Raw genomic sequence first — 26475 nt, forward strand, 5'->3', positions numbered from 1 at the left:
TGGTTACGCTAAAGGATCACGGTTACGATTATGTGACATTCCAATGAAATTCCGGGAAAGAATGTCGAAATTGTTTCATTACAAATCAGTGACGCAGAGGACTTGGTTTGTGCTGTCTTGGTCTGGTGTATACATTTGACCTGTACTCAAATCTAATGCAAAGGCTTGGATATCATCTAAGGAATAAGATGTAGAAGACCAAAGTATATTCGATGTTGCCAAATTAGTGAATATGGTTGTGTTAACAGTAGGTGCAGAATATCCCACATTACAACTATTAAAATCATTAAGTGGAGCAGAAGGACCCGAACTGCAGTAAACAATTTGTTTTAATTCATCTTTTGTGGGAACTCTCCATTTAGAAATTTGAAATCTAGTGTTTGTATTGTACTGATCGCATGCATTGTAGATATCACTATTTGCAGATCCGATCCAAGGAGGTGTAGCAAGTTCTGCACCTGCGATATCACTTGTACATCCTCTAGAAGGTGTTATATTGCAATAATTTAAATACAATGATATATTGAATTGCGTCCCGGATGTCCCCGCTCCAGTACAGTTTCCTACTCCAAAGGTATTCCATTCTTGTCCATAGGCACAACGACTAAAACCAACCCATTTGTTGTTCACAAATGATTTGAAAAATGGGCACGTGATTTCCACTCCAACAACATCATCTCCTGATTTGGTACCTGGGTTCGTTATGATGCAATGCAATGTGTTCGGCTGTTTGGAAATGTATACATTTGGAAAAATCCCACCTCTGGTCAGAACATCAAACTGCCCATTCGTTGTTATCTCATCAGATGGACCTCCGAGGAGGTATTGTAGTTTGATTGTATTGTCTGCTGTTAGTCCTGATATTTTTCCTTTCACCCGGAATGGTGGGCAAAGAAGAGATCCACTTGTTTGGCATTCTAAGATTTGCATTTCTAAAAAATCATTTGATTTAGGATCACTAGGGTTATTGAATGTGGGACCTTTGCATAAAATGAAGATAGATAATAAGAAAGGCAAAAAATATGATCTCATACAGATTTCCCAATCCAAAAGTTTATTTATCGAAAATGGTTTGTAAAGAAATTTATTTCGATTCAATTTTTGTAGGTATCTTCTTTTTTACCTTCACTGCACGCCATAAAAGTATAAAACAAATTTGGAATAAAATTCTTACTCAATTTATTTTGTGACATTACAATTGGATTCCATCTTTGCATTGGATCGAATTGATTTTACTAATGAATACTCCACAACCAGTGAACTCATTTCTCTATCGACTTGAACCGCCAAATACCCATTCCATGAACAAGGCGTAACATCAGGAATGTTTGTCACAAATCCAGGGTGGTATTTTTGATTGATGACAAGGATTTGGCCTTTGGGTATGGAGCCAAAGCTATATTGGTCTGGTTTCCATTGGACTGGTTTGATCGTTTGGAAGGAAGGATACAAATAAAACTCACCATGATAATCTTTCGATTCCATTGATTGGTTTGAAAAATAAAATGTTAGGTTTTCATATATGTCGTTTATGGAAAGATTTCTCCTTATGGCAGGAAACATTTTTGAATCAGATCCATAGTCAGGCACTGCATTCACAGTGATGGGATAAGGTTCTTTATTTTGGATATCAATTGTCGGGGTAGTTAATACAAATATTTCATGTAAGAATTTGGTGTTCATTTTTCTCACATCAAGTGTGTGGTAAGTCAGAAGAATGTGAACCATACAATAAAAATAAACTCTATAATTTACTTTAAATTTTTCTGAAAATGTTTGGATCACTTCCGCCAAACACCAAACATATAAAAAAACGACACTCAAACTCCATCTGGGATACACTCTTTCCAGAGAATAAATGGGAATTTGTTCTAACAAATTGACAGGACTCAAGCCATACCCTTTGCCAATCATGATCCAAATCGTGAAAACAAAAAAGATCAAAACAAACCAAAGTTTGCGTTTGGTGAATGCTAACATGGGAAATAAATAAAGAGGGACTTGTCCTAAATAATTTCCATATTCCCAATAGCGGTATTGCATTTTTGCTAGGGATTGTGATAGCAGAGGGTGTTGGGAGGATCCAAAAAAGATCGAATAGAGGTCAGAAAATTGTAAAGGAAATTGGTCCGGTACAAAATAACGACCAACTTGGTGCACAAACAAAAACATAGGAATCCATTTGAAAGACAAAACCAAAAGTATAAAAAAGGAAATCCATACAAAACGAAAGCAGGCTCTTTTTTTATCTTCCGAATTATAAATCTCCCAAAGACTAAGTCCAACTAACAATAACGATATTTGCGTAATCGTGTAAATGGAACCTTCCGATAACAAAATGTAGGCGATGAGAATGGGAAAAAACAAAATCCATTTCCCGTTGGTTCGTAAAAAATATAAAAAATAAAATATAAAGGCAGGTAAAAACAAACCTTGGATTTGATTCATATGTCCTGCATAAAACTTTTGAAAAAAATACCCTGAGAATTGGAATAAACAAACGAACACTATCGATGTAAGTTGTGATGATCGATTGTATAATTGAAACGAATGGAAGTTGAGTATGCCACTTAAGGCGAAGTAAAATATAAAACTAATTTTAAGCGCGGTGATGCTAGGTAAAAAGAGTGCAAATAGATGGGTGAAACTTCCGATTTTACTGGATGGATTTTCCCAAACAGGGAAACCCGCACCATAATATGGATTCCATAACGGAAAACTACCAAACTCTAAATACGATTTCCGTAAAAATTCAACATGGAAACTGTATAAATCCCAATCAAATCGCCCTAAAAGATCATTTGTTTCGAATACAATTGGAAAGTTCCAAAGATAGAGTACAAAAAATAAAAGTAGGCCGAAAATTGGCCTAATGTGCTTCATCCCAATTTCCACCAAACTTGCCTTGTGCGACAATTGGAACTTTGAGTTTCATCGCTGATTCCATTTCTTCTTTTGCCATTTGGTAAAATTCATTTTTTTCTTTTGGGTCTACTTCAAATACAAGCTCATCATGGACTTGTAATAAAAGTTTGGATCGAAATGATTCTTTTTTGATTTTATCGTGGATACGAATCATCGCCAACTTAATCATATCTGCTGAAGTTCCTTGGATTGGAGAATTGATGGCGACACGTTTAGCGCCTTCACTTACCATTTTATGGGAGGAATTAATATCAGGAAGGTAACGTCTACGACCAAGTAAAGTTTCTACATAACCATTTGTTTTGCAAAACTCTACAATTTCTTCCATGTAAGTCCCAACACCCTTGTATGCAGCAAAGTATTTTTCGATAAACTCTTTTGCTTCTTTGCGACTAATTCGTAAATTATTGGACAATCCAAAAGAAGTGACACCATAAATCACAGAAAAATTGACTACTTTTGCCTTATTTCGCATATCTGGCGTTACTTGGTCTTCTGAGACTCCAAAAATTCCAGCTGCCGTACGTTTGTGAATGTCTGCTCCAGATTTATAAGCATCAATCATATTCGGATCATTGGAAAAATGTGCCATGATTCGAAGTTCAATCTGGCTATAGTCGAGTGAAAGGATTTCAGTTCCTTTTTTTGCAATAAACCCTTTTCTTAAAAGCCTTCCTTCCTCATCCTTGATGGGGATGTTTTGTAAGTTGGGATTTGTGGAAGATAGTCTACCTGTTGCCGCAATGGTTTGGTTGTAACTTGTATGGATCCGATTGGTTTTTGGATTCACTAACGTTGGCAATGTGTCTGTGTAGGTGGACTTTAATTTTGAAAATTTGCGAATTGATAACAAATCATCGATGATAGGGTGAGTGCCTTGCAAAGACTCCAAAACTGAATGATCAGTGGAATAACCGGTTTGTGTTTTTTTCTCAGCTGGAAGTCGTAAGTCTTCAAATAAAACAGTTTGTAATTCTTTTGTCGAATTGACATTGAACTGCCTACCCGCATAAAAATGGATGTTCTTTTCATGTTCTTTGATTTTTGTATCAAAGGTCACAGACAAAGATTCAAAATACTTTTTATCGACTGCAATCCCTTCGTATTCCATGTCTGCTAGGGTGAGCAATACAGGCATTTCGATTTCATAAAAAAGTTTTTTGTTTAATCCTTCCTCCATTTTAGGAGAAAGCGCATTGTGGAGTTGCAAAGTGATATCCGCATCTTCGCAGGCATACTCGGAAACCCGATCGGGATCTATATCATAAAGATTTTGTTTCTTTTTCCCAGTGCCAACTAATTCTTCATAGGTGATGGTCTTGTAGTTTAGGTAGTCAATGGCCATATCATCCATATTATGCCTACGTTCCCCTGGATTTAAAAGGTACGAAGCCAACATGGTATCAAAATAAATTCCTTTGAGTTCGATTCCATAGTTTTTTAGAACTAATAAATCGTATTTGATATTTTGCCCTAATTTTTTCCATTTTGGGTCTTCTAACACTGGTTTTAGGATCTTCAATACTTCTTCGGCTGATGGAAGTAGGTGGCTATAGATGGATTCGGAATGCGAGAGTGCAATGTAATATGCAACTCCAGGTTCTTCTGAAAAAGAAATACCAAGTAACTCCGCAAGCATTGGGTCTTGCGATGTTGTTTCCGTATCAATGGAAAGTGGTTTTTTGGGGTTAAGTTTTGTGATGATTTTTTTTAATTCATCAACGGATTGAATTCGTTTGTAAGATTTTTTTGCAACAACGGTAGAAGTAGAAACGGCATTTTTTCCTTTTTTGGATCCTACGGTATCTGCTTCTGTGTTCGATTCTTTTTTTCCCTTTGAAGATTTTTTGGCTGGAGTGGTTTCATCTTTTGTCTCACCATCGCTTACAATTGGGATTCCTGCTTGCTTTGCTAAATCACGATGTAAGACATTATATCCTTCATCTTTGAAGTATTGGACTTTTTTTGGATCATAATAGTTGGGTAACTTTAAATCTGATTTTTTGATATCAAGTTTGAGATTAGTGACAATGGTTGCTAGTTTCCTTGATAAAAAGGCATTTTCTTTTTCCGCTATCAGTTTATCGATAAGGGATTTGTTTTTAACCTTATCTATTTTTTTGTATATGGTTTCCAAATCTCCAAATTCTTGGATGAGTTTTGCGGCACCTTTTTCGCCAATTCCCTTCACTCCAGGGATATTATCAGAGGCATCACCGAGTAGACCCATATAATCAGGGACTTGTTCTTTTGTGATTCCAATATTTGTTTTCACCCATTTGGGATCAATTTTTTCAAATTCAGAAACTCCACGTTTCCCACGTAACATGTGTATGTTTTTGTCTAAAACTTGGTACAAATCTTTGTCACTAGAAAGGATAACAATCTCTTCAAAATCTTTTCCAAATTTTTTGCATAAGGAACCAATGATATCGTCTGCTTCGATCCCATTGATTTTGTACATAGGAAACTCAAGAGCCTGCAACATCTCATATATTTTTTGGATTTGAGGTTTTAAGTCCTCAGGCATAGGTTTTCTGTGAGCTTTGTAATCTTCATAGAGATCATTTCGTTCCAGTCTGGTGCCTGGATCAAATGTGAATGCAATGTGGGTTACATGTTCATCTTGTAAGAGTTTGAAAAGCATCCTCCAAAATCCAAAGATGGCTCCACTTGGAAGCCCAGTTTTAGAATTGGTTAAATTGGATGCAGCAAAGGCAAAATAGGCGCGGAATGCAAGAGCATGTCCATCTATGATTAAAAGTCTTCCACTCATTTGCTTTCTCCATACAAGGCATCACCTAAAAAGGAATAATAAATTAGTTTAGTTTTATCGATTGTTTTTGTGACTGAGAATCGTTTTACAGAAGTTTTATTGAAGGTTCCAAATTGGCTTCGCAGTTCTTCGGAATTCACCAACCGATCCAATCCTTGTGCAATGGTTTCAGAGTCTCCCACCGGGCATACAAAGGCACCTTCGTTATGGTCTAACATTTCGCCTATACCACCACCATTGGTAGCAACAATCGGTAAACCACATGCCATTGCATCGAGAACGGCGGTTCCTAGTCCTTCTTCTTTGGAAGTCAATGTAAAAATGTCGAATAATGAAAGTAAAGCGGGGATATCTTTCCTGTATCCTGTGAAAATGATTTTATCATTTAAATTTAAACTTTCAGCTTGTGCTTTTAATTTTTTTTCTAACTTTCCATCCCCTACAATCAGAACACGAAACTCTTGGTTTGTTCTCATTTTGGAAACAGCATGGATCAAAGTTTCTTGGTCTTTATGGTCAACGAGTGCTGCAACGTTTCCAATCACGATTGCTTTTTTCGGGATTTGGAACTCTTCTCGTAAATATTCATGGGGAGTTGTTTTGGAAAATCGTTTTAAGTCTATGCCTGAATATACTGTAATGATTCTTTCCGGAGCAATTTTACTTCCAATCATCACTTCTTTGATTTTCTGAGAGACTGGCAGATAGTAATCGTTAGCTGGATGTTGGTATTTCCACTTTGAAAAAAAACTAGTTTTGGGTTTGAAGTCTACTCTTCTGGATACGATGAGTGGGATATTGAGATGGTTTCGTTTGGCAAGTAGTGCTAATGTATGTGCATGAGCTGTATGAGTATGAATGAGTTTGATGTTTTTGGATAAACAGAGAGATCGAATATTCTTATATGCTTTTCTATCCCATTCTCCTCTCATCTCAAGTGGGTAAAACTCATAACCATTGTCTTTGCATTTAGCCTCAAGAGGGGAATCTGGTTGGCCCACAACTATCTGAGGTATTTTGTAATTGGCCAAACCTTGTACGAGATAATAAAGCTGTTGTTCTCCACCACGCCATTCGCGAGATGTGTTGATATGTAGGATCAAATTATAAGTGTTTGGAACGGTCGTATTCGAGTGCGATGATGGAGCCCATTACTTTGAACCCCGCCGGAGCTTCGTCTACCATTCCTTCTCCGTGAAACATTACTTTAACGGAGTCCATCATGGCATTGATTATTTTCAATCCTTTTCCCATGTTCTTATGTTTTTGGCCAAAGCCATTATAAGGAAGGGTATTTGGTTTTTTACTTTGGTGGTTTTTGATATGATCAAGGAAGGTTGAAAAACATTGGGATTGGTTGGAACGTAAAAGTTCTTTGTCGTTGTCAGGAACTGGTGATTCACCAGAAAGTCCTGATCCATAATCCAAGATGTACAAAGTGAACTTTGCTGCGTCAATCCGCCACCTGCAAATGATGGTTTCATCACAATCACAAGACACATTTGCCGCTACTGCATTTGTGAGTGCTTCATCTGCAGCGAGTTCAATTTGCATGATGTTCTGGGAGCTAAACCCGTTATCTAACAAAGTTCGTTTGAGTTCGTTACGGAACTGTTTGACAGAGGACATATCGGGAGGCAAAAACATGGCGTACGACCCAGGTGATGGGCTTAACAGATAGGGAATCACTTCAGATGGTGCTGTCAATGGCCGCCGTTTCCTCTCTCTCATCATATTACACGATGCGAAGTGAGAAAAAAAGTCAAAAATAACCTGAAATGGAACGAATCTGTAAAAAATTTACCTAAGCGAAATGCCTAAGGTGCCCGCCAGCTGTTCCATCCGTTTCACCATCTTCTCTTGTCCCAGGAGGCTAAAGAGGATAGGAAGTTCCAAACCATGGGATTTTCCGGTGGTAATGGCTCGGATTGGCATAAAAAGGGTCCTTCCTTTCTCACCTGTGCTCTCACCCACTTTTGCCATGGCTTCCTTGTAAGCGTCTGGAGACGTAAGCGAACTTGTTTTTACGATTTGGTAAAACGCAGAGACCACCTCTTTCCCTTTGCCTTCGAGGACCAATTGTTTTGCTTCCTCGTTCTCAAAACTGACGTTTTCCAAAAAGAATTCTTCAATATAGGGCGGGGCTTGGATGAGCCGATCCAAATACACACGAACAGAATCTAAAATGGAAAGGAGTTGTGGGTTCTCTCCTGACTTGTAGGCTTCTGGGATTTGGCAGTCTTTTAGGAAAGGTTCCAAAGCTTTGCCAAGGGTTTCAATTTTGGTATCACGGATGTATTTATTGGACATCCAATTGAGTTTGGATTTTGGATTTAAGTATTCGGCAAGGCCAAGGATCGTTAGCTTATTAAAATCAACAGATTCCTTTTCTTCTTCTTTTAGTTTTTTGAAAACATCAAAGGTAGCGGGAGACTTGGAGCAACGTTCCACATCAAACACGGAACACAACTCTTCATCACTCATGTATTCTTTGCCATCGGGAGATGTCCATCCTAGGAGTGCCATATAGTTTCGCATGGTTTCGCTTGAGTAACCCAAATCACGGAACGCAAGAACGGAAGTGGCACCAGCACGTTTGGAAAGTTTTTTCCCATCCGTTCCGACAATTTCACTCGCATGGGCAAACCTTGGGAGTGGGAAACCAAAGGCTTCAAAAATTAAAATTTGTCTAGGAGTGTTAGAGAGATGGCCAACACCTCGGATCACATGGGTGATCTTCATCAGTGCATCATCAATCACAACAGCATAGTTATACGATGGAAATCCATCTGATTTCACAATGATAAAATCACCAATGAGTTTAGATTCAAACTTCACTTTGCCTTGGATCATATCATCTACGATGACAATTTTATGTGGTGTTTTGAATCTAACGGTGAAAGGAGTTTTTTTCTCTAATTGGGAATTTATTTCTTCATCGGATAAATCAGAACATTTTCCGTCATAGATATAAGGAATTCCCATGGCATCTGCTTGTTTCTTTTTGCCTTCTAATTCCTCAGCGGTACAAAAACAACGGTATGCTTTTTTTTCTTTTAAAAGTTTGTCTGTGTATTCTTTATAAATATGAATTCTTTCTGATTGCGTATAAGGTCCGTTAGGGCCACCGACTCCTGGTCCCTCATCCCATTCCATTCCTAGCCACTTCAGTGATTCTAAAATGATTTTAAAAGATGCTTCTGTGGACCTGTCTTGGTCTGTGTCTTCGATCCGTAATAAAAATTTGCCTTTTTTTGCCTTCGCATATAAATAATTAAACAAGGCAGTCCTTGCTCCACCAACGTGAAGGAATCCTGAAGGGGATGGGGCAAAACGGGTACGAACTTCTGTCATTTCATTTCCTCTTTGAGTAAAAAATCTCCCATTCGTTTGTAACCAAATGGTTCTTTGGTTTTGGTCGTTAGACCATTGGTATAGGGAGGCACAAAATATAATTGTAGATTATTTTCTTTAAAGATAGGTTTGAAGAATAGTTTATCGGGTTCTGTTTCATTCCATTCATAACTGAGTTGTGAATAGTCATAATGAGTTGAAACATGTTCCGTTATTGCAATATCGTTTTTTAGTTTTGTATAAAGACTAGAAGATGTAATGAACTGATTGGATCCTATATTATGAGACCAACGATTTTCTCCGCCTACATCAGAACGATTTCCTTCTTCGATTAAGTTGCCAGTATCACTTACGATTTCAAAAACTTCGATTTCATCAATGGGTGTTTGGTTTTCTTTATAAGCAATTTGATTTTCTAAAAGGGATTGGATGGAATTTCCTTTTACTTCTTTGAAGTAAGAAACTTTGTATTGGAAAAGGTATTTCTTTTCCAGTTTGTCTTTTTGGAATTTGCCTACTTTACGACTCCAAATGATTTTATAAAGTTCAACAGTTTCATTCCCAAACTCTAAATTGATTTTGTTTGCAAAATTGGGATCGTAAGCAATGAAACTGAATTCAATTTTCTCAACATAACCACTCAATTTACCAGGTTCCCATTGGATACAACGGTAATGGGATGAACCATCTTTGAAGACAGTTGGATTCATTTTTCTTGGAGATTTAAGAAAGAGAACTGACGCGGGAATTTCCGATTTGGCGTCTCGAGTGAGAAGGGAATTTAGGTTTTGGCAGCTCCATCCTGAAAAAAAAATCAAGAACCATAAAAGCCAATGAAAACGGGTGTATTCTTGAGTTTGTGGTGACATAGATAGGTGCGTATCGCCAGTCTAAAAAGGGAAAACCGCTTGACAAGTCAATTCATCGCATCCGTGTGTCATTTGGAACCATGAAGAACGAAGAACAGTATCCGAAACGCCCCTTTGAAGACCAAGTTAACGACGACCAAAGGAAATACTCCCGCTATGTATGCGATTCGCGAGCCATTCCACAAGAAATTGATGGCCTAAAGCCTGTTCAACGACGAATTCTTTGGGCAATGTGGAACTCCGATGCGAGAAACCGTCATACCAAAACTGTAAAAGTGGCCGGACTTGCGATGGGATACCATCCTCATGGAGACAAATCCATCCAAGATGCTCTTTCACAAATGGCCCAAGACTTTGCCTTTGCGAATAATTATCCTTTAGTGCATGGAGAAGGAACCTTTGGGGATGTACTCGACCCCAATGCAATTGCATCTCCAAGGTATACAGAAGTCAAACTTTCTGACTTCGCCAAAGACTTAGGTTTTTTTGAAAGTTTACCTGACATTGATTATGTCAAAAACTATGATGAAACGGAAGACGAACCCATCCATTTTGTAGGAAAGGTTCCAGTCGTACTCCTCAATAACATCCAAGGGATTGCAACCGGTTTTCGATGTTTTATCCCAGCTCACAAACTGAGTGATGTCATCGATTCACAAGTAACCTATTTAAAAACAGGAAAACCAAAAAAGATCACACCATGGTACAAAGGGTACGGTGGTGAAGTGAAATTGTCAAAAAATGACAATGGAAGCACTGTGATGTCTACCACCTTTGGGTTCAAAAAAGAAGATGGGAAATTGTATTTAGTCGATTCACCCATGAACTGGAACCGTGAAAAGGTTGTGAACTACTTAGATGATCTGATTGAACGGAAGGACAATTGGTTAAAGGACTATGTTGACCATTCCAGCCAAACGTTTAAAATCGAACTTGTTGCCAAAAAAGGGGAAGAACCTTCTGAGAAAGAAATCAAAGAACTTTTTTCCAAAGAAAATAACGAAGTTCTAACAATTAACGTAATCACTCACGAAGGGAAACTTCGTAACTTTAACCCCGAAGAGATCATCAAACGATTTTGTGACTTCCGCAAAACCCATCTCATCCGTCGTTTCAAACGACTTGCTGGCTTAGAAAAAGAAAAAATTGATCGTAACTCAGAACTCATTCGATTCATCAAAGAAAAATGGAACGAAAAAGTAACAGGCATTAAATCCAAAAAGGAATTTGAAGATAAGTTAAAGGCCGCCAAATTCGTTTACTTTGAATGGTTGTCTTCCATTCCTGTTTACCGTATGACTTTGGAAGAAGTTCGTAAATGTGAAGAAGCCATTGTAGAAGCAAAAACCAAATACACTGAGTATACAGCTCTCCAAAAAGATGATAAAAAACTCACAGGTTTTATGACAGATGAGTTAGATGAACTGAAGAAAAAATGGGATCCGAAATAAAGTAATATGGCTCAAAAAACTGAAAAAACCTCAGGAAATTCGCGAAATTTTAAGAAATTATCAAACGTAGAACACGTTCGGATGCGGACGGGAATGTGGCTTGGGCAAAACTCCCTTTCCACATTTGAACAACATTTTTTTACAAAAGATAACGCTGGTAAGTATGAAATTGTCCACGAAGAACTTTCTGACATCCCAGCCAAACTGAAGTGTTTGGATGAAGCATGTATGAACTGTGTGGATGAGTATAGAAAGAACTTAAACGACAAAACCATTCCAGAAAAAGACAAGATGAACAAACTCATCATCCAGTTGTCTACGGATCGTAAACGTGTAACAATCCAAGACAATGGTCGTGGGATTCCTGCAGAAAATGCGGAAGGTGTATACCTGCATTTGATGTACGGAGAAAACTTTGATGATAAAGTAAAAGAAGACCATGTTGCTGGACAAAACGGAGTGGGGATTTCTCTCGTTCGGATGGTTTCATCATTTTTTCGAGTCAAAACCATTAACAGTGGTAAGGCGTACAAAAAAATGTTTAGCATCCACGATGATGTAAAAAAAGTCATTCGTAGTTTCAAACTTTCAAAAGAAGATACAGAACGTGTACACTTATATTATGATGAACATGGAACTTTTGTTGATTGCCCATTACTTTCAGCTGACCAAATCAAACAGTTAAAAGGTCCTTGTGACAAAACAGGTATGACTGCAGTAACAGAAACTGCCAAAAAAGAAGACCACGGTACTACAGTTGAATTTGAGTTGAATCCAGCTTATTTTAATAACCTTGATACATCTTTTAACATCAATTTGGTGAAGCAATACCTGCAAGACATAGCGATGTCGAATCCTGGTCTTGAAGTGGTTTTCATTCACAAAACTGGAAAAGAAAAATACAAATTTAAAAAAGGTTTTGATGAGATTTTTAGTAACTCCGAGATGGTTTACTACAAATTGGATTACTCGGATAAGGCTTCCGCATCACAGATCCATATGGATACCTATGTTGTGGTGGGACAAAATAAAACTCTCACTTGGGTGAACTCTATTTTTTGCCCACAAGGTGGATCGGCCATTGAGTATTTGGAAAACAGACTTTGTGATGAGATCCGTAAAAAATCTCAAATTGTAAGTTTGGAGAAAAAACTCAACACCCAATGTACACGGAACGATGTAAGAAGTTGTTTTCACATGTATGTGAACCTTCGCATCCTAAACCCTCGTTTTAAATCCCAAGATAAGTCTTACCTGATCAATGACTTGAATGAGGACATTAGAAAGTCAGTTGACAAACACCTCGACAAACTTTTGAAAAAAACAGGCCTGATTGAAGAAATCAAGATGGTGATGGAACGTAGAACCCAGATGAAACAGCTCGAGGATGCGCAGAAAGGCCTCCGTAAGGCGTCTCGTAACAACATCCCTAAGCTTATGCCACCAACTGGCAAACCAAACGATCCAGGCCGAATTCTTTTTGTTGCTGAAGGGGACTCTGCCATTGCCGGACTTCGCCCTGCAAGGAACCCTAAATTACATGGACTTTTCCCTCTTCGTGGAAAACCTCTCAATTGTAAAGGGATGTCCCTTGCGAAGGCATTACAAAACGAAGAGATGAAAAACATCGTAGCCATTGTTGGCCTTCCTCTCGACCAAAAGGTAAAGTCCATAGATGAATTGAATTATGATAAAATCAGCATCATCACCGATGCGGATTTTGATGGCTATGCAATTCGATCCCTTATGTTATCTTTCTTTTACGAATATTGGCCTGAACTTTTTGATTTAGGGTTTATCAATATTTCTGCAGCTCCACTGTATGAGGTGGATGTGAAATGGAAAGAGGGGAAAAAAGAAACTGTTTTCTGTATTGATGATGCCGACTATGACAAGTTAGTTGCAAAAGTCAACAAACAAGGTGCCGAAATCACTCGTAAAAAACGAAATAAGGGTCTTGGGGAAACAGGAAAAGAAGCCATGAAATATGCAGTGGATCATTGTATGACAACAATCACAATTGGTAACAAAAAAACTGCCAAAACCACACAAGACTTATGGTTCCACAAAGATTATGCAGAAAAACGCCGTGAAGCGATTTCTGAATACTCAATGAGTGTGATCCAGGACTAATTTACGAATCCCAATCGATAGATAAATTCCAACAAACAATGTCCAGTCGAAAGGACAAGGTTGTTGTTCTTTCTCTTTTGCATAGCGATCACTCCCCAATCCGTAGGTTTGGGGAGTTTTGTGTTTTAAGGGCTTGTTCCAAAATCCAATCATTTTTTCCTGGGAGGCATGCAATCGAAGGAAAACAAAATGATTCGTGCTCATAAAAAGAAGGAAAACATATCCCTAACGAAAACAAAACCATCGAGAATTGAATCAGGAAAGGGAAAAGGGAAAACCAAATCTCCGAATCTTGATCCCATTTTCCCATTGCGCATCATCTTTGTATTTTTTTTCACATTTTTTGTCCAATGCCAATCCAGTGTAGATACTTCCCTTTCACACACTGAAAATACAAAAAACAAAATTCAAAAAGAAATTCTATCTCGGTGGGAAACACTTTCCCCTTCCTCCATCAAATCAGTTACTTATCTGTACATGATGGGGGATGGCGAAATCCATTCTGGTCAAATAGGAAATGGATCCAATGGGACAGTGGATCGTTTCAAAATTGGAAGTATTACGAAATTATTTACCGGAATTTCCATCTTACAACTACAAGATGCCGGTAAATTGAAGTTAGATGATAAAGTATCCAAATACTTACCTGAAATCAAATTGATGAGATCAAAAAAGGTTGGATATCGTGAGATCACGATCCGTGACCTGCTCACACACCAATCAGGCCTTCCTTCGGATTTAGCGAATGGTTTTTTCCTTCCTCCCGATAGTAGTGAAGAAGAAATACTGAAATCCTTTCGCTCACTTCCAAAATCACTCATCAATTTAGAACGGAATGAACCTGGTAAAATTCATTCTTATTCCAATTTAAGTTTTGGTTTGTTAGGAAATGTCATTGAACGTGCGTCAGGTGAATCCATCGAAGGATATTTCCAAAAACATATCTTCGAAAAAGCGGGGATGAAACATACGACCTTACTCGAATTTTTACCCAATTCGGAACTGATCACTGGTTATTCTGGTTTTTTGTGGAAAACGAAAACCATCCGCCCTGTGATCCGAGATCTCACAGCAGGTTCCATTTCCACAACAGGAGAAGATATGGGTCTTTTCATGAAGGCCTTTTTTAAAAGCAAACAAAATAATGGTCTCCTATCATCCGTTAGTTTTGCGGAATTTCATAAAACCCAAAATGGTCCAAAAGCCAATTTTGAAATGAAACTCGGATTACCGGTTATGAAAAACAGTTATGTAGCAGATGGAAACACCATTTGGTTTTATGGGCATTCTGGTTCATTACCTCCATTTTTTGCAGACCTAATTTATGATCCTAAAACTGAAATTGTATCCTTCGTGGCAGGGAACACCCTTGGGCTGCAAACGGGAAAACTAAAGGGAACAAACACGGGGATCATGGAATTGTTATGGGAGGAAAAAATGGGTGTACACCCAGAAACAAACCTCTCTAACCTTTCCGAAAAAAAGGAAACCGTTTTTGGTGAGGAGGGGTATTATATTTCCCCTATGGGAATCCATGAATACAAAAAAGGGAATCCACCTAAATTGAGTTTGATGGGAATAGATGTTGGCCTTGTTGAAAAAGAAAATCGATTTGGAATCGACTTACGCGTATTATTTGGTTTAGTTTCGATCAAAGATCCCAAAATTGAAGCAATGAGAGTTGAATTTGAAACATGGGAAGGAAATTCTATATTTACTTTGTATGACAAAGATCTTCCTAAGGGTGTTGCAGGCATTGGGGTCAAATTTACACCTGACAATCGTTTCCCTGATACAAAGTATTTTGGTACCTTTTTCACCAAGGAAACCTATGCCATCATCCCAAAACTCAAATTGGAAAAAGACAAAAGAGGTTTTCCACTCCTTACCATTTACTATGAATTAGGTGGTATGGAAAATTCCATTCAAGTTCCATGCCATTGGGAGTCGCAAAACACATTGCGGATATTAGGTTATGGCAGGAATTTAAATGAGACGGTTACGTTAGGCATAAAAAACCAAAAACCGATCCTTATCTATTCTGGTGGAGAGTATGAAATCAGGTAAGGTAGGGGTTCATGGCAACAAGTTATGTTCTCGAAAACATCCAACCGAACAAAACCAGTTGCGGGAAGGGGGATGGATTCGTGAGATTGCCTTCTAAACTATAATTTGAACCTGGTTCAGATGTTGGTAGGAAACCAAAAGCCTTCCATTCCCTTTGTTTGGCAACCTAACGGAGGGAAATGCTGGCCGGATTTACAAATTTCGAAACATTTCGGAAGGCCTTTTCTCGCAATACCAAGCCAAACCATTGAATTTAGAGTGATTCTAATTGTGTATCAGCTGCTAACTGATCGGGAGCTACCATTGTTCCTATAATTTCATAAAAGGAATTAAAAAAGTTTTTGACTAAAGGAAAACCTCTGATACATTTCGACCCAATTTGAATCGAAAGTTTCAAAAGGAGATTTCGAAATGGGAAAAAGAATTACCTCAATCCTATTTTTGTCTGCTGCTGTTGTAGCTATCACAATGACATCTACTGCTGTAGAAGCAAAAAAATATGGTATGGCTGGTTGCGGATTAGGCTCGTTGATCATTACTTCTAATGACAAAACGCAAATTTTTGCTGCAACTTCTAATGGTATCTACTACAACCAAACGTTTGGGATTACATCTGGAACATCCAACTGTACTGCTGACGGTGTTGTAAAACAAGAGAAAGTGCAAGAGTTGTTCGTAACTATGAACTACGATTCTTTAGGCCAAGAAATGGCTTCTGGAAAAGGGGAAAAATTAGAGTCTTTAGGAAACCTTCTTGGTTGCTCTAGCGATTCATTGTCTCGTTTTGGCCAAGTAACAAAAGAAAACTATGCTAAACTCATCACTGAAGATTCAACTCCTGCAAGTGTTCTCTCTGCAGTAAAATCTGAAGTTAAAAGCGACAAAATCCTCGCGAAATCTTGTTCACAAATCTAAGGAGATATGAAATAAAATGAAAAAGTTAACACTCATCTCCACAATCGGAATCTCTATGGTTCTTCTTGCTTCTCAAATGTCCGCTGCACCAAAATACGGTATGGCTGGATGTGGACTCGGAACTCTTGTAATGCCTGGTGGAAACCAAGTATTTGCAGCGACAACTAACGGAACTGCTGGTAGCCAAACGTTTGGTATCACTTCAGGAACTTCTAACTGTACTGCTGACGGCGTTGCACAAAAAGAACATGCTCGTGAAATCTATGTTCACATGAACTTTGATAGCTTAGAGCAAGAAATGGCAGCTGGTAAAGGTGAAAAACTTTCTAACCTTGCTTCCCTTTTTGAATGTAAATCTGGTGTTCGTTTCAATGAAGTAGTGAAACAAAACTACTCTAGAATCTTCACTGAAGAGTCTAAAGCAAATCCAAGTTTGATGTTGTCAAACCTTCATGAAACTTTAGAAAAAGACGCAACAGTAAAAAATTACTGTAAAATCTAGTCCTTTGTAAAAAATCAGAGTATTCTTTCATTTGGATACTCTGGTGAACTTCTTGTTCCGTTTTTATTTTTACCTTTCCTTCATTCTTTTCTCACCACTTTTTGCCATCGAGCCGTTGAATGACTCAGAAATTTTGGAGTTAGATTTCCAAACCTCACGTAAACAAGGGGAATCCCTTCCGAAATCTCCAAAAACAAAACAATACTTAGAAGAACTCATCCAAAAATCCAAAGAAATCCACTTATCGGAGGAAAAACATTGGTATCGCCTTATGCGATTCAAAAAAACGAGATGGGGAGTATGGGAAAGTGAAGTGGATAACAAACGTTATTTCCTTTCGCCAGAAGGAAAGTACAATCCCGAAAAAGAACTTATCGCCACTCTCCATAGTTTTTTTACGGAGGATCCTATCCCGGAAGGGCTTTTACACCCGCAATGTTCCTTTCCCGAACGTTACCATTGGCTTAAAGAAAAACTTTCTTTTGATTTGAATCGTTTAACGGAAGTTAAATGTCCAAGGTTTGAAGTATGGAAAGAGGCTTTAAACCCTGCTTCTGTTTCCATTGTTTTTTCATCCTATTATATGCAAGCCCCTGCCTCGATGTTTGGTCATACCTTACTCAAACTCAATAACAAAGTGAATGAAAACGCTGAGTTACTCGACTATGGTGTGAACTATGCGGCAAATCCTGGCGAGATGAATGCATTCTCTTATTCCTATAAAGGATTAACAGGTGGTTATCCAGGAACCTTCGCTATTTTTCCCTATTACATCAAAGTAAACGAATACAATGATATGGAAAGTCGGGACATTTGGGAATACAAATTGAATCTCACGCAAGAAGAGAGAGATCGATTTTTGCGGCACCTTTGGGAGATGGGCCGGGCCGATTTTGATTATTATTTTATCAATGAAAACTGTTCCTACCACTTGATGGAAATTTTAGAAGTGGCCAAACCAGATTTGCAAATTAGCAATAAACCCGGTTGGATTGTCGCTCCAAGTGATACCATTAAGTTTTATTTAGCAGAAGAAGGATTTGTCCTTTCACAAAAATACCGTCCATCTTTGTATTCCAAGATTAAATACAAAATCTTTGAAATGTCGGAAGAGGAACGTGACGTATATTGGCAAATGATTCGTTTTGATAAAGGTTTTTTACCTGGCGTAAATGAAACTCTGAGAATGGCGCTTGTGACAGATGCTGTACTTGATACCTATCGGTACCGTTATGCGAACAAAAATGAAATTCCAAAATATCATAAAGATTATTACGACAAACTTTTGGTGTTTCGTAGCAAACAAAATGATGAATATACAACAAAAGAAGACATTCCTCTCTCAACTCCGCCAGAAACTTCTCATCCTTTGAGTCGGGTTTCTGTTGGTGGGGGAGCTTCCTCTCTTGGGAATTTTGCGGAATTCCAATACAGAATCGCTTATCATGATTTGTTAAACGTAAGCCGGGGGCATGCACCTAATTCTGAATTGGCGTTTTTTGACACGACTGTTCGCACCTATGAAAATAAGCGACCCGAACTCACCTCAATGAGTGTGATAAAAGTTGCATCGTTAAGTCCTTATAATGGGATCTCAAAAGATTTTTCTTATATGTTGGATACTGGAATCCAAACCGCTGTTTATAAAAACAATGACGAAGTCCTTCGTAAACAAGTTGGGAATTTTGATTTACGATTTGGTTATACTTTTACGAATGAATTTGGAAAAAATCCAATGAGTTTAGGTGTACTAAGTGTCCTTGCTGGTGTCAAAGCGCAAAATGGAAGGATGTTTGAAAATGATGTCCGGTACGGTGTGAACTTTAGTTTGTTATACCAAAAAGAATGGGGGGCTTGGAAAATTTTTTCAGGCGCCACTGCGCAAAACTACCAATTGAGTCAGAATTTAAATACCTACTATGCAACATTTAAATTGAGATATGCATTCTCGAATACACATGAGTTACGTTTAGAAGTAAATGGAGAAAGATTTTATGAAGAAACTTTATTGTCTTATCATTATTTGTTTTAATTTGTTTTTGTTTAGTTGTTCTTCGTTGTATTACCATCCAACGAAACAAACTTATTTTACTCCCAAACAAATGGGTTTTTCTTATACAGCAGAAACAATCGAAGCCAAAGATCATATAAAGATCAATGTTTGGAAAATTAAAAATCAAAAGTTAGAAACTCCAAAAGCTGTGATATTGCAGTTCCATGGGAATGGTCAAAACATGAGCTCTCATTTTTTATCACTTGCTTGGTTAGTCAATCATGGTTACGAGCTCATCACATTTGACTATAGAGGTTATGGTGAATCTGAAGGGGAACCTGATCCTTATGACAATATTGAAGATAGTAAACTTGTTTTAGACTTCGCTTTAAAGGAAGCAAAAGAAAAAGGTGTGAAACTCATCGTCTATGGACAAAGTTTGGGTGGGGCCATAGCAATGCGATCATTGGCGGAATGGGAAGGGAAAGAACATGTTGTCCTTTTGTGTATCGATGGTTCTTTTGCTTCGTATCGTAAAGTAGTCAAAGAAACGATGAACCATGTGATCTTTCCTCCCATGGGAAATTTATTTTCTTGGATCTTCCATGATGCAACGAGCCCAAAAGATTCCATTGCGAGTTTAGCTCCCATACCAATGCTTGTGATCCATGGAACCGAAGATACGGTTGTGTTTTTTGATAATGGAAAAGAGATTTTTGGGTTAGCCGGTGAACCTAAGGTATTTTGGGAAATCAGAGGAGGTGGCCATGTGGATTGGATGAACTTGGGTCAGTCTAAATTTGCCAAAGACTTTCTTTTGTTACTCAATAGGCACTTGTATTGATTCAGGTTTTACTTCGATAAAAAATGGAACAGATAGAACTTCAGAAAGTGTTTCTTCCTTATTCACTTCCCGAAACATCATCTCACTTTTTGACATTTTTGTTTCACTAAAGATTTTAAGTTCATAGAATTTTTCTTCTCCTGCTTTCACTTGGAACACTTTTGTTGCATCAGGTTTGCCGTTTACGTCCAATCGATAGGTCCCTTGTGTCAGTCTCACGTAACCCAAAGATCCATTTGTTAAATTCATTTTGTAAACTGGTGTTGGAATGACTGCGGTGGAAAATTTGTCTGGATACTTGGAAATGATACATTCATAATCCCAGAGGGCAAGTGCTGTGTGTTCAGGACGAACCACATAAACGAGGCCAGTATCTGGTTGTTTCGATTCTAATTTTTGAAATTTGGTTTTGCTGGCACATTGGAAATGAATTCCAAATGATACAATAAAACAAAGAGAGAGGAAAGATATGGGATGAGATTTCATAAATACTATTTTTACGACTCCATTTGAGAATTGAATTTTTTCTGGTTTCGGTAGTGAGCAATGTAAGTAATCAAAACCAAAGCTCCCACAGGAACTGCAAAATAGATATGAACTTGGATAAGGCCTGCAATCATTCCAAGAATTCCACCTAAGAATTGTATTACGACCAGGTTTCCACCCGTATTATCTAGTATCATTTTTTCCAAATCATCTGTATCAAGTGCCATAACTCGTTCTTCGACAAGGGCTGTCACATTGATGTTGTGAACAAATTTTTCAATATTTGTTTTGAGGTAAGTTTTCCCTTCTTCACTATTCATAAATTCAAGAAGGCGTTTTTTCACCCATTCGACAGCCCGAAAGAAATTTTTTTCGATTTCTTCCCAGTTATTTGGATCATCTAAGTAGGCTTGCAATCGTTCAATCCCTGTCGGCAATAAGTTTTGTCTGGCATAGTCACCACTTGCTTCCAACCAGTTGGAAATTTTTCCAGTGATAAACTCTTGTGTTTCTTTAGAATTGAGCCGCTCTTGTAATCCTGCCATCATATCATCCATCATCTTCATAAACTGATCGGATGTTTCTGGGTCTTTGACAAATCGTTCTAACAGTTCACGGATGGCATCTTCGTTGAAAGAAAATATTTTTTTGACTCCAATCCCGATTTTACCTAGGGTACTCCTTGTTTTTAAGTACTCTTCTAGTCCTTCGTTCAAAAGGTTTGCAAGTTTTGGCATTTCTTCGAGTAAAATGACTCTGAGTTGTTGTCCAAGTTCTTCACGATTGGTTTCTTCCGTTAGATAGTATGTTAGGCGGTTTCTTGTATACTCCCAAAGTTTTTGAACTTCCTCAGGACGTTCTGCCATTTTTTTCATTGTCTCTTCTGAAAAATCAAAGATGACCTCTAAAATCTCAGGCCCTCTTTCTTTTAACATGGATATGATTTTTGTGACAAGTAATGTACGGATTTCATCATTGTGGATGGCTTCATCGATTTCTTTGACTATCTTTTGAATGCCTGTCTCCACCAAGTTCCTTTCATATATATAAGCAAGGATGATGTCTGGATGTAATAAATTGCTTTGGATACTTTCACCCAAAGATTTTGCGATTTTGGATTTGTTTTTTGGTACAAGACCAGACCATCCTAGCACCTTACCATGTTTAGGTTGGAATAACATTTTAATTGCGAGAAAGTTGGTATAATAGCCCACCATTCCTGCCATCAGCACTACAAAGGTTGCATTGATCCATAGATTTCCTTCGTAGTATACTTGAAATCCACCACAGACAATAGAAGATAAAACAAGGAGTCTACGATACCAAGTATCTAGTTTAGCGACATCCATTTTATTCCTCTTCTAGTTTTAAATATCTTCCACTAAGTTTTCTTAAAAAACCACGAGGGATAAGTTCTGAAACTGTAATGGCACCTTGGTTAAAACTACCTGTGATACAAACTGCTTCATTGTATTTAAGTGCGTTTAATGATTCTTCTACGACTTCGTCTGCATTTTGCCACATAAATGAAGGGTATTTGGATTTGTTGATGCCCGCACGTTGGTGGAAGTCTGAATGAGTAAGACCAGGGCATAAAGCTTGGACATGGATGCCATAGTTTTTTGCTTCTTCGTGAATGGATTCCGTAAAAGATTTTACAAAGGCTTTAGTCGCTGCATAAATCGCACTGCCAGGGGCTGGCAAATAACCAGCGATAGATGCAACATTGATCAAATATCCTTTTTTATTTTTTTTGAATCGATTGAGGGCAGTGTGACTTAGATGTACCAAAGTTTTTACATTCAAATTAACTTCGTCTAATTCTTTATCGAGGGGAAGTGCTGCAAATTCACCAACAGTTCCAAATCCTGCATTGTTTACCAATATTTCTGCATCTTTATCCTTTTCGATGATACTCGCAAGTTCTTCGACATCCTTTTTTTTTGTGAGATCTAAGGCAAAATATTTTAACATACCTCGAGAGGATGGTTCTAAATCTAAAATCACTTTTTTTAAGTCGGATTCCGTTCTTGAGATTAAAAATACATTATAATCTTTGCCGAGAGCTCTAACAAATTCCTTTCCAATACCTTGTGATGCGCCTGTTACATATGCATTTTTCATTCGATGGGATTCCTCTTCATTAGAACGGCTGTTGATCCGTCCGGATAATATTTTTTACGTCTCTCAAGTTCCAAAAATCCAACTGACAAATACAGTTTGATTGCGAGTTCATTGGATTCCTTTACTTCTAAAAAAAATTCCTTTTTGGGAAATTTTTGAAAAAGGTTTTCTAACATTTGTTTTGCGATTCCTCGTTTCCTGAAATTCGGAAGCGTGGCAATCCTGAAAATTTCAATTTCCCATGGTGTTTCACAAACTAACGCATAACATTGGATTTCTGGATTTCCAATTCCAAATGCCAGATGGAATTCCAAATGGGTTTGGATCATTTTCTCTGTCCATGTTTCTCCAGGAAAACAGGATTCTTCCCAATCTAAGATTTGAGACAAATCCCCTTCACCCAGGCTCTGAAAACTAAGAGACATAATCACATTTTTTTCTTTTCATCCAAAAGAAAGAAACTAAAATCGAACCGATGGGCACAAAAAACGGCAGGTTTTCCTTAGTTTTCTTACGAAAGTGGGTCCTTACTTTCTGTTTGCTCTTTTTTTTCAGTGGTTGTGAATACCTGAAATCACTTACCGAATCCAGATACCGCAAACGAATTGGAGGAGAGTTAACTTCAGAGAAAGACATCGTCAACTGGAAAGAAAAATTGGCTTTGGAAGAGGCCGAAATGGAAGAAATGGAAAAACGAATCCGGAAGTTGGTGCAAAAATCCAACCAATCAGCAGCCCTTTCATGGAAAATTGCACGGGCGTATATGAGGGCGGGTTCTGCCGATTTGGGTGTCCGTTATTATGAAGAAGCGGTTTCAGAATCCATTCCCAATGCAAAACAAGGTGGATTTGAAATCCATTCATATGAATCCGCATTACCTTTTTTTGAGAAAGCCATCCAATCAGGAAAATTAGATAAGCAGTTGTTATACGAGACTGCAGTTGCCTACGCAAATGCTTCAAAAGATATGGGTTGGGAACAAACGAGAAGGAGTCGCGCCATTTCTCTTTTCAAACAATTGGCAAAACTCGATAAAGATGATTCTCGGTTCCCATTTCAATTGGCTTTGGTGTATTTTGATTCCTCATTAAAAGATGAATCTTGGAATGGAAAACTTTCCAGTGGTTATGATGAAATCGAAACCGCATTTTCTCTGTTAGATCAGATATTAAGAAAAGAGCCTTACAACGTTCCCACTCGTTTTGCGAAGGCAAATTTCTTATACCAAATTGGGAAATCTTCACTTGCCTATGAAGAATATGTTCGGATCAAATCGATTTTAGAACAAATGAAAGAAAATGGAAATATCCGAGAGCCATTGGAAGAAAATTCATCTTACAAAAATGTTTTAAAAAATTTAAACCTCCTTGGGGCCCAAAACAAATCTAACTGACCTCATCCCATGTGGTAGTTTCCCTATTGGGCCATCCCAAAATTGCTTCTTTTCTGCGCAAAACAAAGATTTGGCGACAATATCCAAGTTTTAATCAATTGTTTCAGGAATTACCCAAGTTTTTTCCAGAAGAAGATTGGCGTTTATGGCTTGCTGAATGTAAAACTTGGGAAAAACAGAAAAAGCCTGAATGGACTCTTCTCCCCTATGATGATCCGAATTATCCCAAGTTACTGAAGGAAATTTTTGATCCACCACTTGTGCTTGTTTGTTTGGGAGATCTATCAGTTCTACAAAAGAATTTAGTTGCGATTGTCGGAACACGAAAGGCATCACCCATTTCCATCACAGCAACGAAAGCTCTGGTCCGGTCACTTTCCCAAACTGAAGGTATCGCCATAGTTTCTGGTATGGCACTCGGGATCGACAGACAAGCATTTCTGACAGCTTTTGAGTTAGGTATTTCTGTTGTAGGAGTTCTTGGCACAACTCTTGGAACCGAATACCCACCAGGCAATCGTGACTTATATAAAAAAATCAAAACAGACACCAAACAATTGTTAATTTCAGAATTTCTATTGTACACAGAGCCTGCCCGATGGACCTTCCCAAAACGCAATCGGGTGATCTCTGGGTTATCAAAGAAGGTTTTTATTATGGAATCTGGCAAAAAATCGGGAACCATCTCCACAGCGATGAGTGCGATGGAACAAAATCGTGAGATCTTTGTTTTTGATCATCCCAAACAATTTGATAATGAAGGTGGAAAGATGTTAATCCGACAAGGAGCAGAACCACTATTTGGAGAAACAATTAGAACAAAAGGAAATAAATTTGAATCTAGGATTCTCAGTTATGAGGAATGGTACAAACAAAAAAACACCTCCTTTGAATGGAAACAAGAGGAGGTGGGTGATTTCCAATTTATCCTTTAAAGATAAATCCTGCAACCGTTGCGATTGCGTACACAATGAGTAAAAACACACCAAACGGACGTTTGATTTTGTCTTTTGAGAAAACAATTCCCAAGCGGAACAAAATCAAAACGATAAGCATAGATGGAAAATAAAAGCTGAAAAAACTCACAGGAGCTTCGAGTCCATTTCTGGTTACGGCCGCGGCAGCACCAGACACAAACAGTACATTTAAAATATCGGCTCCGATGATATTACCAACTGCAAGTTCGGAGTGACCACGCCTTGACGCCTGGATGGCTGTTACAAGTTCTGGTAAACTCGTACCAAACGCAACCAGTGTTGCTCCGATGATGGATTCAGGGATTGACAACCGAACGGCTGTTTCTTGCACAGATGGAATGAGTACTTTGGAAGACAAAATCACAAGTGTGATTGCCACAACAAGTTTCAAAAAAATGACCCAAAAAGGAGAGTCGTCGTATTCTGTTGTGTCATCAAGACCTGCTTCCACTTCACCTGGTTTTGACCGTGACCAACGAATGCTTAAATACACGTAAACCCCAAGCAAAATCAAAAATACAATCCCAGTTCCCTGATCGATGCGTCCACCAGTTGTAAAAACAGACGTTAGGTTTGACCAAGGAAGGGCTGCAAACACGAGTAAAAATCCACTGAGAACTTGGATCCAACCTTGGCGGTTCACGAGTCGTTTGTCGATGTCAGGAGGGGAAATGAGGATGGCAATCCCAAGGATGAGTCCCGTGTCGCAGATAATCGATCCAACCGCATTGCCAAGGGCAATCCCGGGATTTCCTTCTAGAGCAGCGAGGACAGAAACCGAAACTTCGGGAAGTGTGGTACCCAAACTAACAATCGTTGCTCCAATGATCATTTTGGGAACACCCCATCTTGCCGAAAGGGAAACAGCTTCGTCCACCAAAACATCGGCGGCTTTCCCAAGGACAAGGATCGAACCTATGATCACAAGGAGAAGAACGGGTAAGGGAAGGGTTTGAAAAGTTGCAGTCAGAAATGCATCCATGGATAAAGGTCAGAATATGGACTACTTACTTCGCATGCGACTCTTTCTTTGGCTTGGGACCCTCAGTTTTTTTTCTCCAGCCTTCGGAGAACCACGAATTCCGAAAGAACCAAACCTTCCGACAATGCCAAACGATGAATCCAAAGAACCAAGGAATGCTCGTGGAGAAAAAGAATCGGCCGAGTCAAAAGTTCTGAATGTAACCTTGTGTGATGGGCGAACCGTGCGAGGTGAATCAACTAGCGGTAGTCAGACGATTCATTTTGAACATACAAAAGATGGGATTTTATACAAAAAAAAATTGAACGTGAATGAACTTGACTCGATCAAAATTGATTCTTGGGAATTCAAATTGAAACGGGAAGAAAAAAAAGGAACCACCTATGAAGTACTTCCCAAAAAAATTCGAATCCGCACAAAAAACGGAGAAGTTTTTTATAAGGAAACTGGTTTATCGGATCTAAAACTTCTCAATATCGAAATCAAAAACAATAATGGAGAGACCACAGTTTTTACCTATTGGGTGGATCTAAAATTCCCTGATGGGAAATGGTATTCAGGATTACCGATGACAAAATCAGATGTTTCCTTTCGCGAAGATTGTCTGAAAGACGTGGTGAAAATGATAGAATGGGAATGATGGATGGAACGTAGATAGAATGAATCGAATCAGTGGATCGTATC

22 protein-coding genes are annotated in these 26475 nt (G+C 38.3%); 10 read left to right on the forward strand and 12 right to left on the reverse strand.

Going from position 1 to position 26475, the window contains the following annotated elements:
* Window positions 1-78: 78 nt before the first annotated feature.
* The 7 genes from LEP1GSC202_RS08890 to LEP1GSC202_RS08920 all read right to left on the reverse strand — a co-directional run bounded on the left by LEP1GSC202_RS08890 (window position 79) and on the right by LEP1GSC202_RS08920 (window position 9924).
* Window positions 79-1032, reverse strand: coding sequence for an Lcl C-terminal domain-containing protein (locus tag LEP1GSC202_RS08890; RefSeq protein WP_015677579.1), 954 nt, complete (start codon window positions 1030-1032; stop codon window positions 79-81).
* 147 nt (window positions 1033-1179) lie between these two features.
* Complete coding sequence (locus LEP1GSC202_RS08895) at window positions 1180-2883, reverse strand: hypothetical protein (RefSeq protein WP_015677033.1); 1704 nt, start codon at window positions 2881-2883, stop codon at window positions 1180-1182.
* Window positions 2870-5701 carry a DNA polymerase I gene (gene polA / locus LEP1GSC202_RS08900; RefSeq protein WP_015676833.1) on the reverse strand — a complete coding sequence of 944 codons (2832 nt, stop codon included), beginning with the start codon at window positions 5699-5701 and terminating at the stop codon, window positions 2870-2872. The genes LEP1GSC202_RS08895 and polA overlap by 14 nt, the downstream gene beginning before the upstream one ends.
* Window positions 5698-6804, reverse strand: a complete 1107-nt coding sequence (locus LEP1GSC202_RS08905) for a glycosyltransferase (RefSeq protein WP_039928446.1) — start codon at window positions 6802-6804, stop codon at window positions 5698-5700. The genes polA and LEP1GSC202_RS08905 overlap by 4 nt, the downstream gene beginning before the upstream one ends.
* 1 nt (window position 6805) lies before the next feature.
* Window positions 6806-7408, reverse strand: coding sequence for an ATP-binding protein (locus tag LEP1GSC202_RS08910; protein WP_015676550.1), 603 nt, complete (start codon window positions 7406-7408; stop codon window positions 6806-6808).
* Between the two features lie 93 nt (window positions 7409-7501).
* Window positions 7502-9055: a glutamate--tRNA ligase gene (gltX, locus tag LEP1GSC202_RS08915; RefSeq protein ID WP_015676445.1), complete on the reverse strand. Its 1554-nt coding sequence runs from the start codon at window positions 9053-9055 to the stop codon at window positions 7502-7504.
* Entirely contained in the window at window positions 9052-9924 is an 873-nt protein-coding gene (locus LEP1GSC202_RS08920) for a hypothetical protein (protein ID WP_015677013.1), read from the reverse strand. Before LEP1GSC202_RS08920 ends, gltX begins: the two co-directional genes overlap by 4 nt.
* Window positions 9925-10004: 80 nt before the next feature.
* Between LEP1GSC202_RS08920 and LEP1GSC202_RS08925 the strand changes: the two genes are divergently transcribed.
* The 7 genes from LEP1GSC202_RS08925 (at window position 10005) to LEP1GSC202_RS08960 (ending at window position 19829) form a co-directional block, all read left to right on the forward strand.
* On the forward strand, window positions 10005-11375 hold the full coding sequence (locus LEP1GSC202_RS08925) for a DNA gyrase subunit A (protein ID WP_039928449.1): 1371 nt from the start codon (window positions 10005-10007) through the stop codon (window positions 11373-11375).
* A 6-nt stretch (window positions 11376-11381) separates the two neighbouring features.
* Entirely contained in the window at window positions 11382-13508 is a 2127-nt protein-coding gene (locus LEP1GSC202_RS08930) for a toprim domain-containing protein (RefSeq protein ID WP_015677228.1), read from the forward strand.
* Window positions 13509-13697: 189 nt separating this feature from the next.
* Window positions 13698-15575: a serine hydrolase domain-containing protein gene (locus LEP1GSC202_RS08940; protein WP_015676699.1), complete on the forward strand. Its 1878-nt coding sequence runs from the start codon at window positions 13698-13700 to the stop codon at window positions 15573-15575.
* A gap of 411 nt (window positions 15576-15986) precedes the next feature.
* Window positions 15987-16490, forward strand: coding sequence for a DUF3015 domain-containing protein (locus tag LEP1GSC202_RS08945; RefSeq protein WP_015676731.1), 504 nt, complete (start codon window positions 15987-15989; stop codon window positions 16488-16490).
* A gap of 16 nt (window positions 16491-16506) precedes the next feature.
* Window positions 16507-16992 (forward strand): DUF3015 family protein, encoded by a 486-nt coding sequence (locus LEP1GSC202_RS08950; protein ID WP_015677470.1) that lies wholly within the window; start codon window positions 16507-16509, stop codon window positions 16990-16992.
* A gap of 43 nt (window positions 16993-17035) precedes the next feature.
* Window positions 17036-19024, forward strand: a complete 1989-nt coding sequence (locus LEP1GSC202_RS08955) for an Lnb N-terminal periplasmic domain-containing protein (RefSeq protein ID WP_015676706.1) — start codon at window positions 17036-17038, stop codon at window positions 19022-19024.
* A complete protein-coding gene (locus LEP1GSC202_RS08960; RefSeq protein ID WP_083930000.1) occupies window positions 18987-19829 on the forward strand; it encodes an alpha/beta hydrolase in 843 nt (280 codons plus the stop codon). The genes LEP1GSC202_RS08955 and LEP1GSC202_RS08960 overlap by 38 nt, the downstream gene beginning before the upstream one ends.
* Here LEP1GSC202_RS08960 and LEP1GSC202_RS08965 read toward each other — a convergent pair.
* Genes LEP1GSC202_RS08965 through LEP1GSC202_RS08980 form a run of 4 tightly spaced genes read right to left on the reverse strand, consistent with a single transcriptional unit; the run spans window position 19806 to window position 22864 of the window.
* A complete protein-coding gene (locus LEP1GSC202_RS08965; protein WP_015677292.1) occupies window positions 19806-20315 on the reverse strand; it encodes a hypothetical protein in 510 nt (169 codons plus the stop codon). The two genes, LEP1GSC202_RS08960 and LEP1GSC202_RS08965, sit on opposite strands and share 24 nt — an antisense overlap.
* An 11-nt stretch (window positions 20316-20326) precedes the next feature.
* Window positions 20327-21664, reverse strand: coding sequence for a DUF445 family protein (locus tag LEP1GSC202_RS08970; protein WP_015677154.1), 1338 nt, complete (start codon window positions 21662-21664; stop codon window positions 20327-20329).
* Window position 21665: 1 nt separating this feature from the next.
* Window positions 21666-22439: an SDR family NAD(P)-dependent oxidoreductase gene (locus tag LEP1GSC202_RS08975; RefSeq protein ID WP_015676410.1), complete on the reverse strand. Its 774-nt coding sequence runs from the start codon at window positions 22437-22439 to the stop codon at window positions 21666-21668.
* The gene (locus tag LEP1GSC202_RS08980; RefSeq protein WP_015676910.1) at window positions 22436-22864 is read right to left on the reverse strand and encodes a GNAT family N-acetyltransferase; all 429 of its coding nucleotides are present in this window, start codon (window positions 22862-22864) and stop codon (window positions 22436-22438) included. The genes LEP1GSC202_RS08975 and LEP1GSC202_RS08980 overlap by 4 nt, the downstream gene beginning before the upstream one ends.
* A gap of 50 nt (window positions 22865-22914) precedes the next feature.
* Here LEP1GSC202_RS08980 and LEP1GSC202_RS08985 point away from each other — a divergent pair, with 50 nt between their 5' ends.
* Window positions 22915-23832, forward strand: a complete 918-nt coding sequence (locus LEP1GSC202_RS08985; RefSeq protein WP_015676923.1) for a tetratricopeptide repeat protein — start codon at window positions 22915-22917, stop codon at window positions 23830-23832.
* A gap of 11 nt (window positions 23833-23843) precedes the next feature.
* Entirely contained in the window at window positions 23844-24767 is a 924-nt protein-coding gene (dprA, locus tag LEP1GSC202_RS08990; RefSeq protein WP_039928453.1) for a DNA-processing protein DprA, read from the forward strand.
* Here dprA and LEP1GSC202_RS08995 read toward each other — a convergent pair.
* Window positions 24757-25791, reverse strand: coding sequence for a calcium/sodium antiporter (locus LEP1GSC202_RS08995; protein ID WP_015677370.1), 1035 nt, complete (start codon window positions 25789-25791; stop codon window positions 24757-24759). The genes dprA and LEP1GSC202_RS08995 overlap by 11 nt on opposite strands.
* Between LEP1GSC202_RS08995 and LEP1GSC202_RS09000 the strand changes: the two genes are divergently transcribed.
* On the forward strand, window positions 25790-26431 hold the full coding sequence (locus tag LEP1GSC202_RS09000; protein ID WP_039928454.1) for a hypothetical protein: 642 nt from the start codon (window positions 25790-25792) through the stop codon (window positions 26429-26431). The genes LEP1GSC202_RS08995 and LEP1GSC202_RS09000 overlap by 2 nt on opposite strands.
* Window positions 26432-26475: the final 44 nt, after the last annotated feature.

Source organism: Leptospira yanagawae serovar Saopaulo str. Sao Paulo = ATCC 700523 (assembly GCF_000332475.2).
Lineage (GTDB): Bacteria > Spirochaetota > Leptospiria > Leptospirales > Leptospiraceae > Leptospira_A > Leptospira_A yanagawae.

What these genes read in the sequence shown, in the direction of transcription:
- LEP1GSC202_RS08890 (WP_015677579.1), bottom strand. Translation starts at nt 1,032, where the DNA reads ATGAGATCATATTTTTTGCCTTTCTTATTATCTATCTTCATTTTATGC.
- LEP1GSC202_RS08895 (WP_015677033.1), bottom strand. Translation starts at nt 2,883, where the DNA reads ATGAAGCACATTAGGCCAATTTTCGGCCTACTTTTATTTTTTGTACTC.
- polA (WP_015676833.1), bottom strand. Translation starts at nt 5,701, where the DNA reads ATGAGTGGAAGACTTTTAATCATAGATGGACATGCTCTTGCATTCCGC.
- gltX (WP_015676445.1), bottom strand. Translation starts at nt 9,055, where the DNA reads ATGACAGAAGTTCGTACCCGTTTTGCCCCATCCCCTTCAGGATTCCTT.
- LEP1GSC202_RS08920 (WP_015677013.1), bottom strand. Translation starts at nt 9,924, where the DNA reads ATGTCACCACAAACTCAAGAATACACCCGTTTTCATTGGCTTTTATGG.
- LEP1GSC202_RS08925 (WP_039928449.1), top strand. Translation starts at nt 10,005, where the DNA reads ATGAAGAACGAAGAACAGTATCCGAAACGCCCCTTTGAAGACCAAGTT.
- LEP1GSC202_RS08930 (WP_015677228.1), top strand. Translation starts at nt 11,382, where the DNA reads ATGGCTCAAAAAACTGAAAAAACCTCAGGAAATTCGCGAAATTTTAAG.
- LEP1GSC202_RS08940 (WP_015676699.1), top strand. Translation starts at nt 13,698, where the DNA reads ATGATTCGTGCTCATAAAAAGAAGGAAAACATATCCCTAACGAAAACA.
- LEP1GSC202_RS08945 (WP_015676731.1), top strand. Translation starts at nt 15,987, where the DNA reads ATGGGAAAAAGAATTACCTCAATCCTATTTTTGTCTGCTGCTGTTGTA.
- LEP1GSC202_RS08950 (WP_015677470.1), top strand. Translation starts at nt 16,507, where the DNA reads ATGAAAAAGTTAACACTCATCTCCACAATCGGAATCTCTATGGTTCTT.
- LEP1GSC202_RS08960 (WP_083930000.1), top strand. Translation starts at nt 18,987, where the DNA reads ATGAAGAAACTTTATTGTCTTATCATTATTTGTTTTAATTTGTTTTTG.
- LEP1GSC202_RS08965 (WP_015677292.1), bottom strand. Translation starts at nt 20,315, where the DNA reads ATGAAATCTCATCCCATATCTTTCCTCTCTCTTTGTTTTATTGTATCA.
- LEP1GSC202_RS08970 (WP_015677154.1), bottom strand. Translation starts at nt 21,664, where the DNA reads ATGGATGTCGCTAAACTAGATACTTGGTATCGTAGACTCCTTGTTTTA.
- LEP1GSC202_RS08975 (WP_015676410.1), bottom strand. Translation starts at nt 22,439, where the DNA reads ATGAAAAATGCATATGTAACAGGCGCATCACAAGGTATTGGAAAGGAA.
- LEP1GSC202_RS08980 (WP_015676910.1), bottom strand. Translation starts at nt 22,864, where the DNA reads ATGTCTCTTAGTTTTCAGAGCCTGGGTGAAGGGGATTTGTCTCAAATC.
- LEP1GSC202_RS08985 (WP_015676923.1), top strand. Translation starts at nt 22,915, where the DNA reads ATGGGCACAAAAAACGGCAGGTTTTCCTTAGTTTTCTTACGAAAGTGG.
- LEP1GSC202_RS09000 (WP_039928454.1), top strand. Translation starts at nt 25,790, where the DNA reads ATGGATAAAGGTCAGAATATGGACTACTTACTTCGCATGCGACTCTTT.
- LEP1GSC202_RS08995 (WP_015677370.1), bottom strand. Translation starts at nt 25,791, where the DNA reads ATGGATGCATTTCTGACTGCAACTTTTCAAACCCTTCCCTTACCCGTT.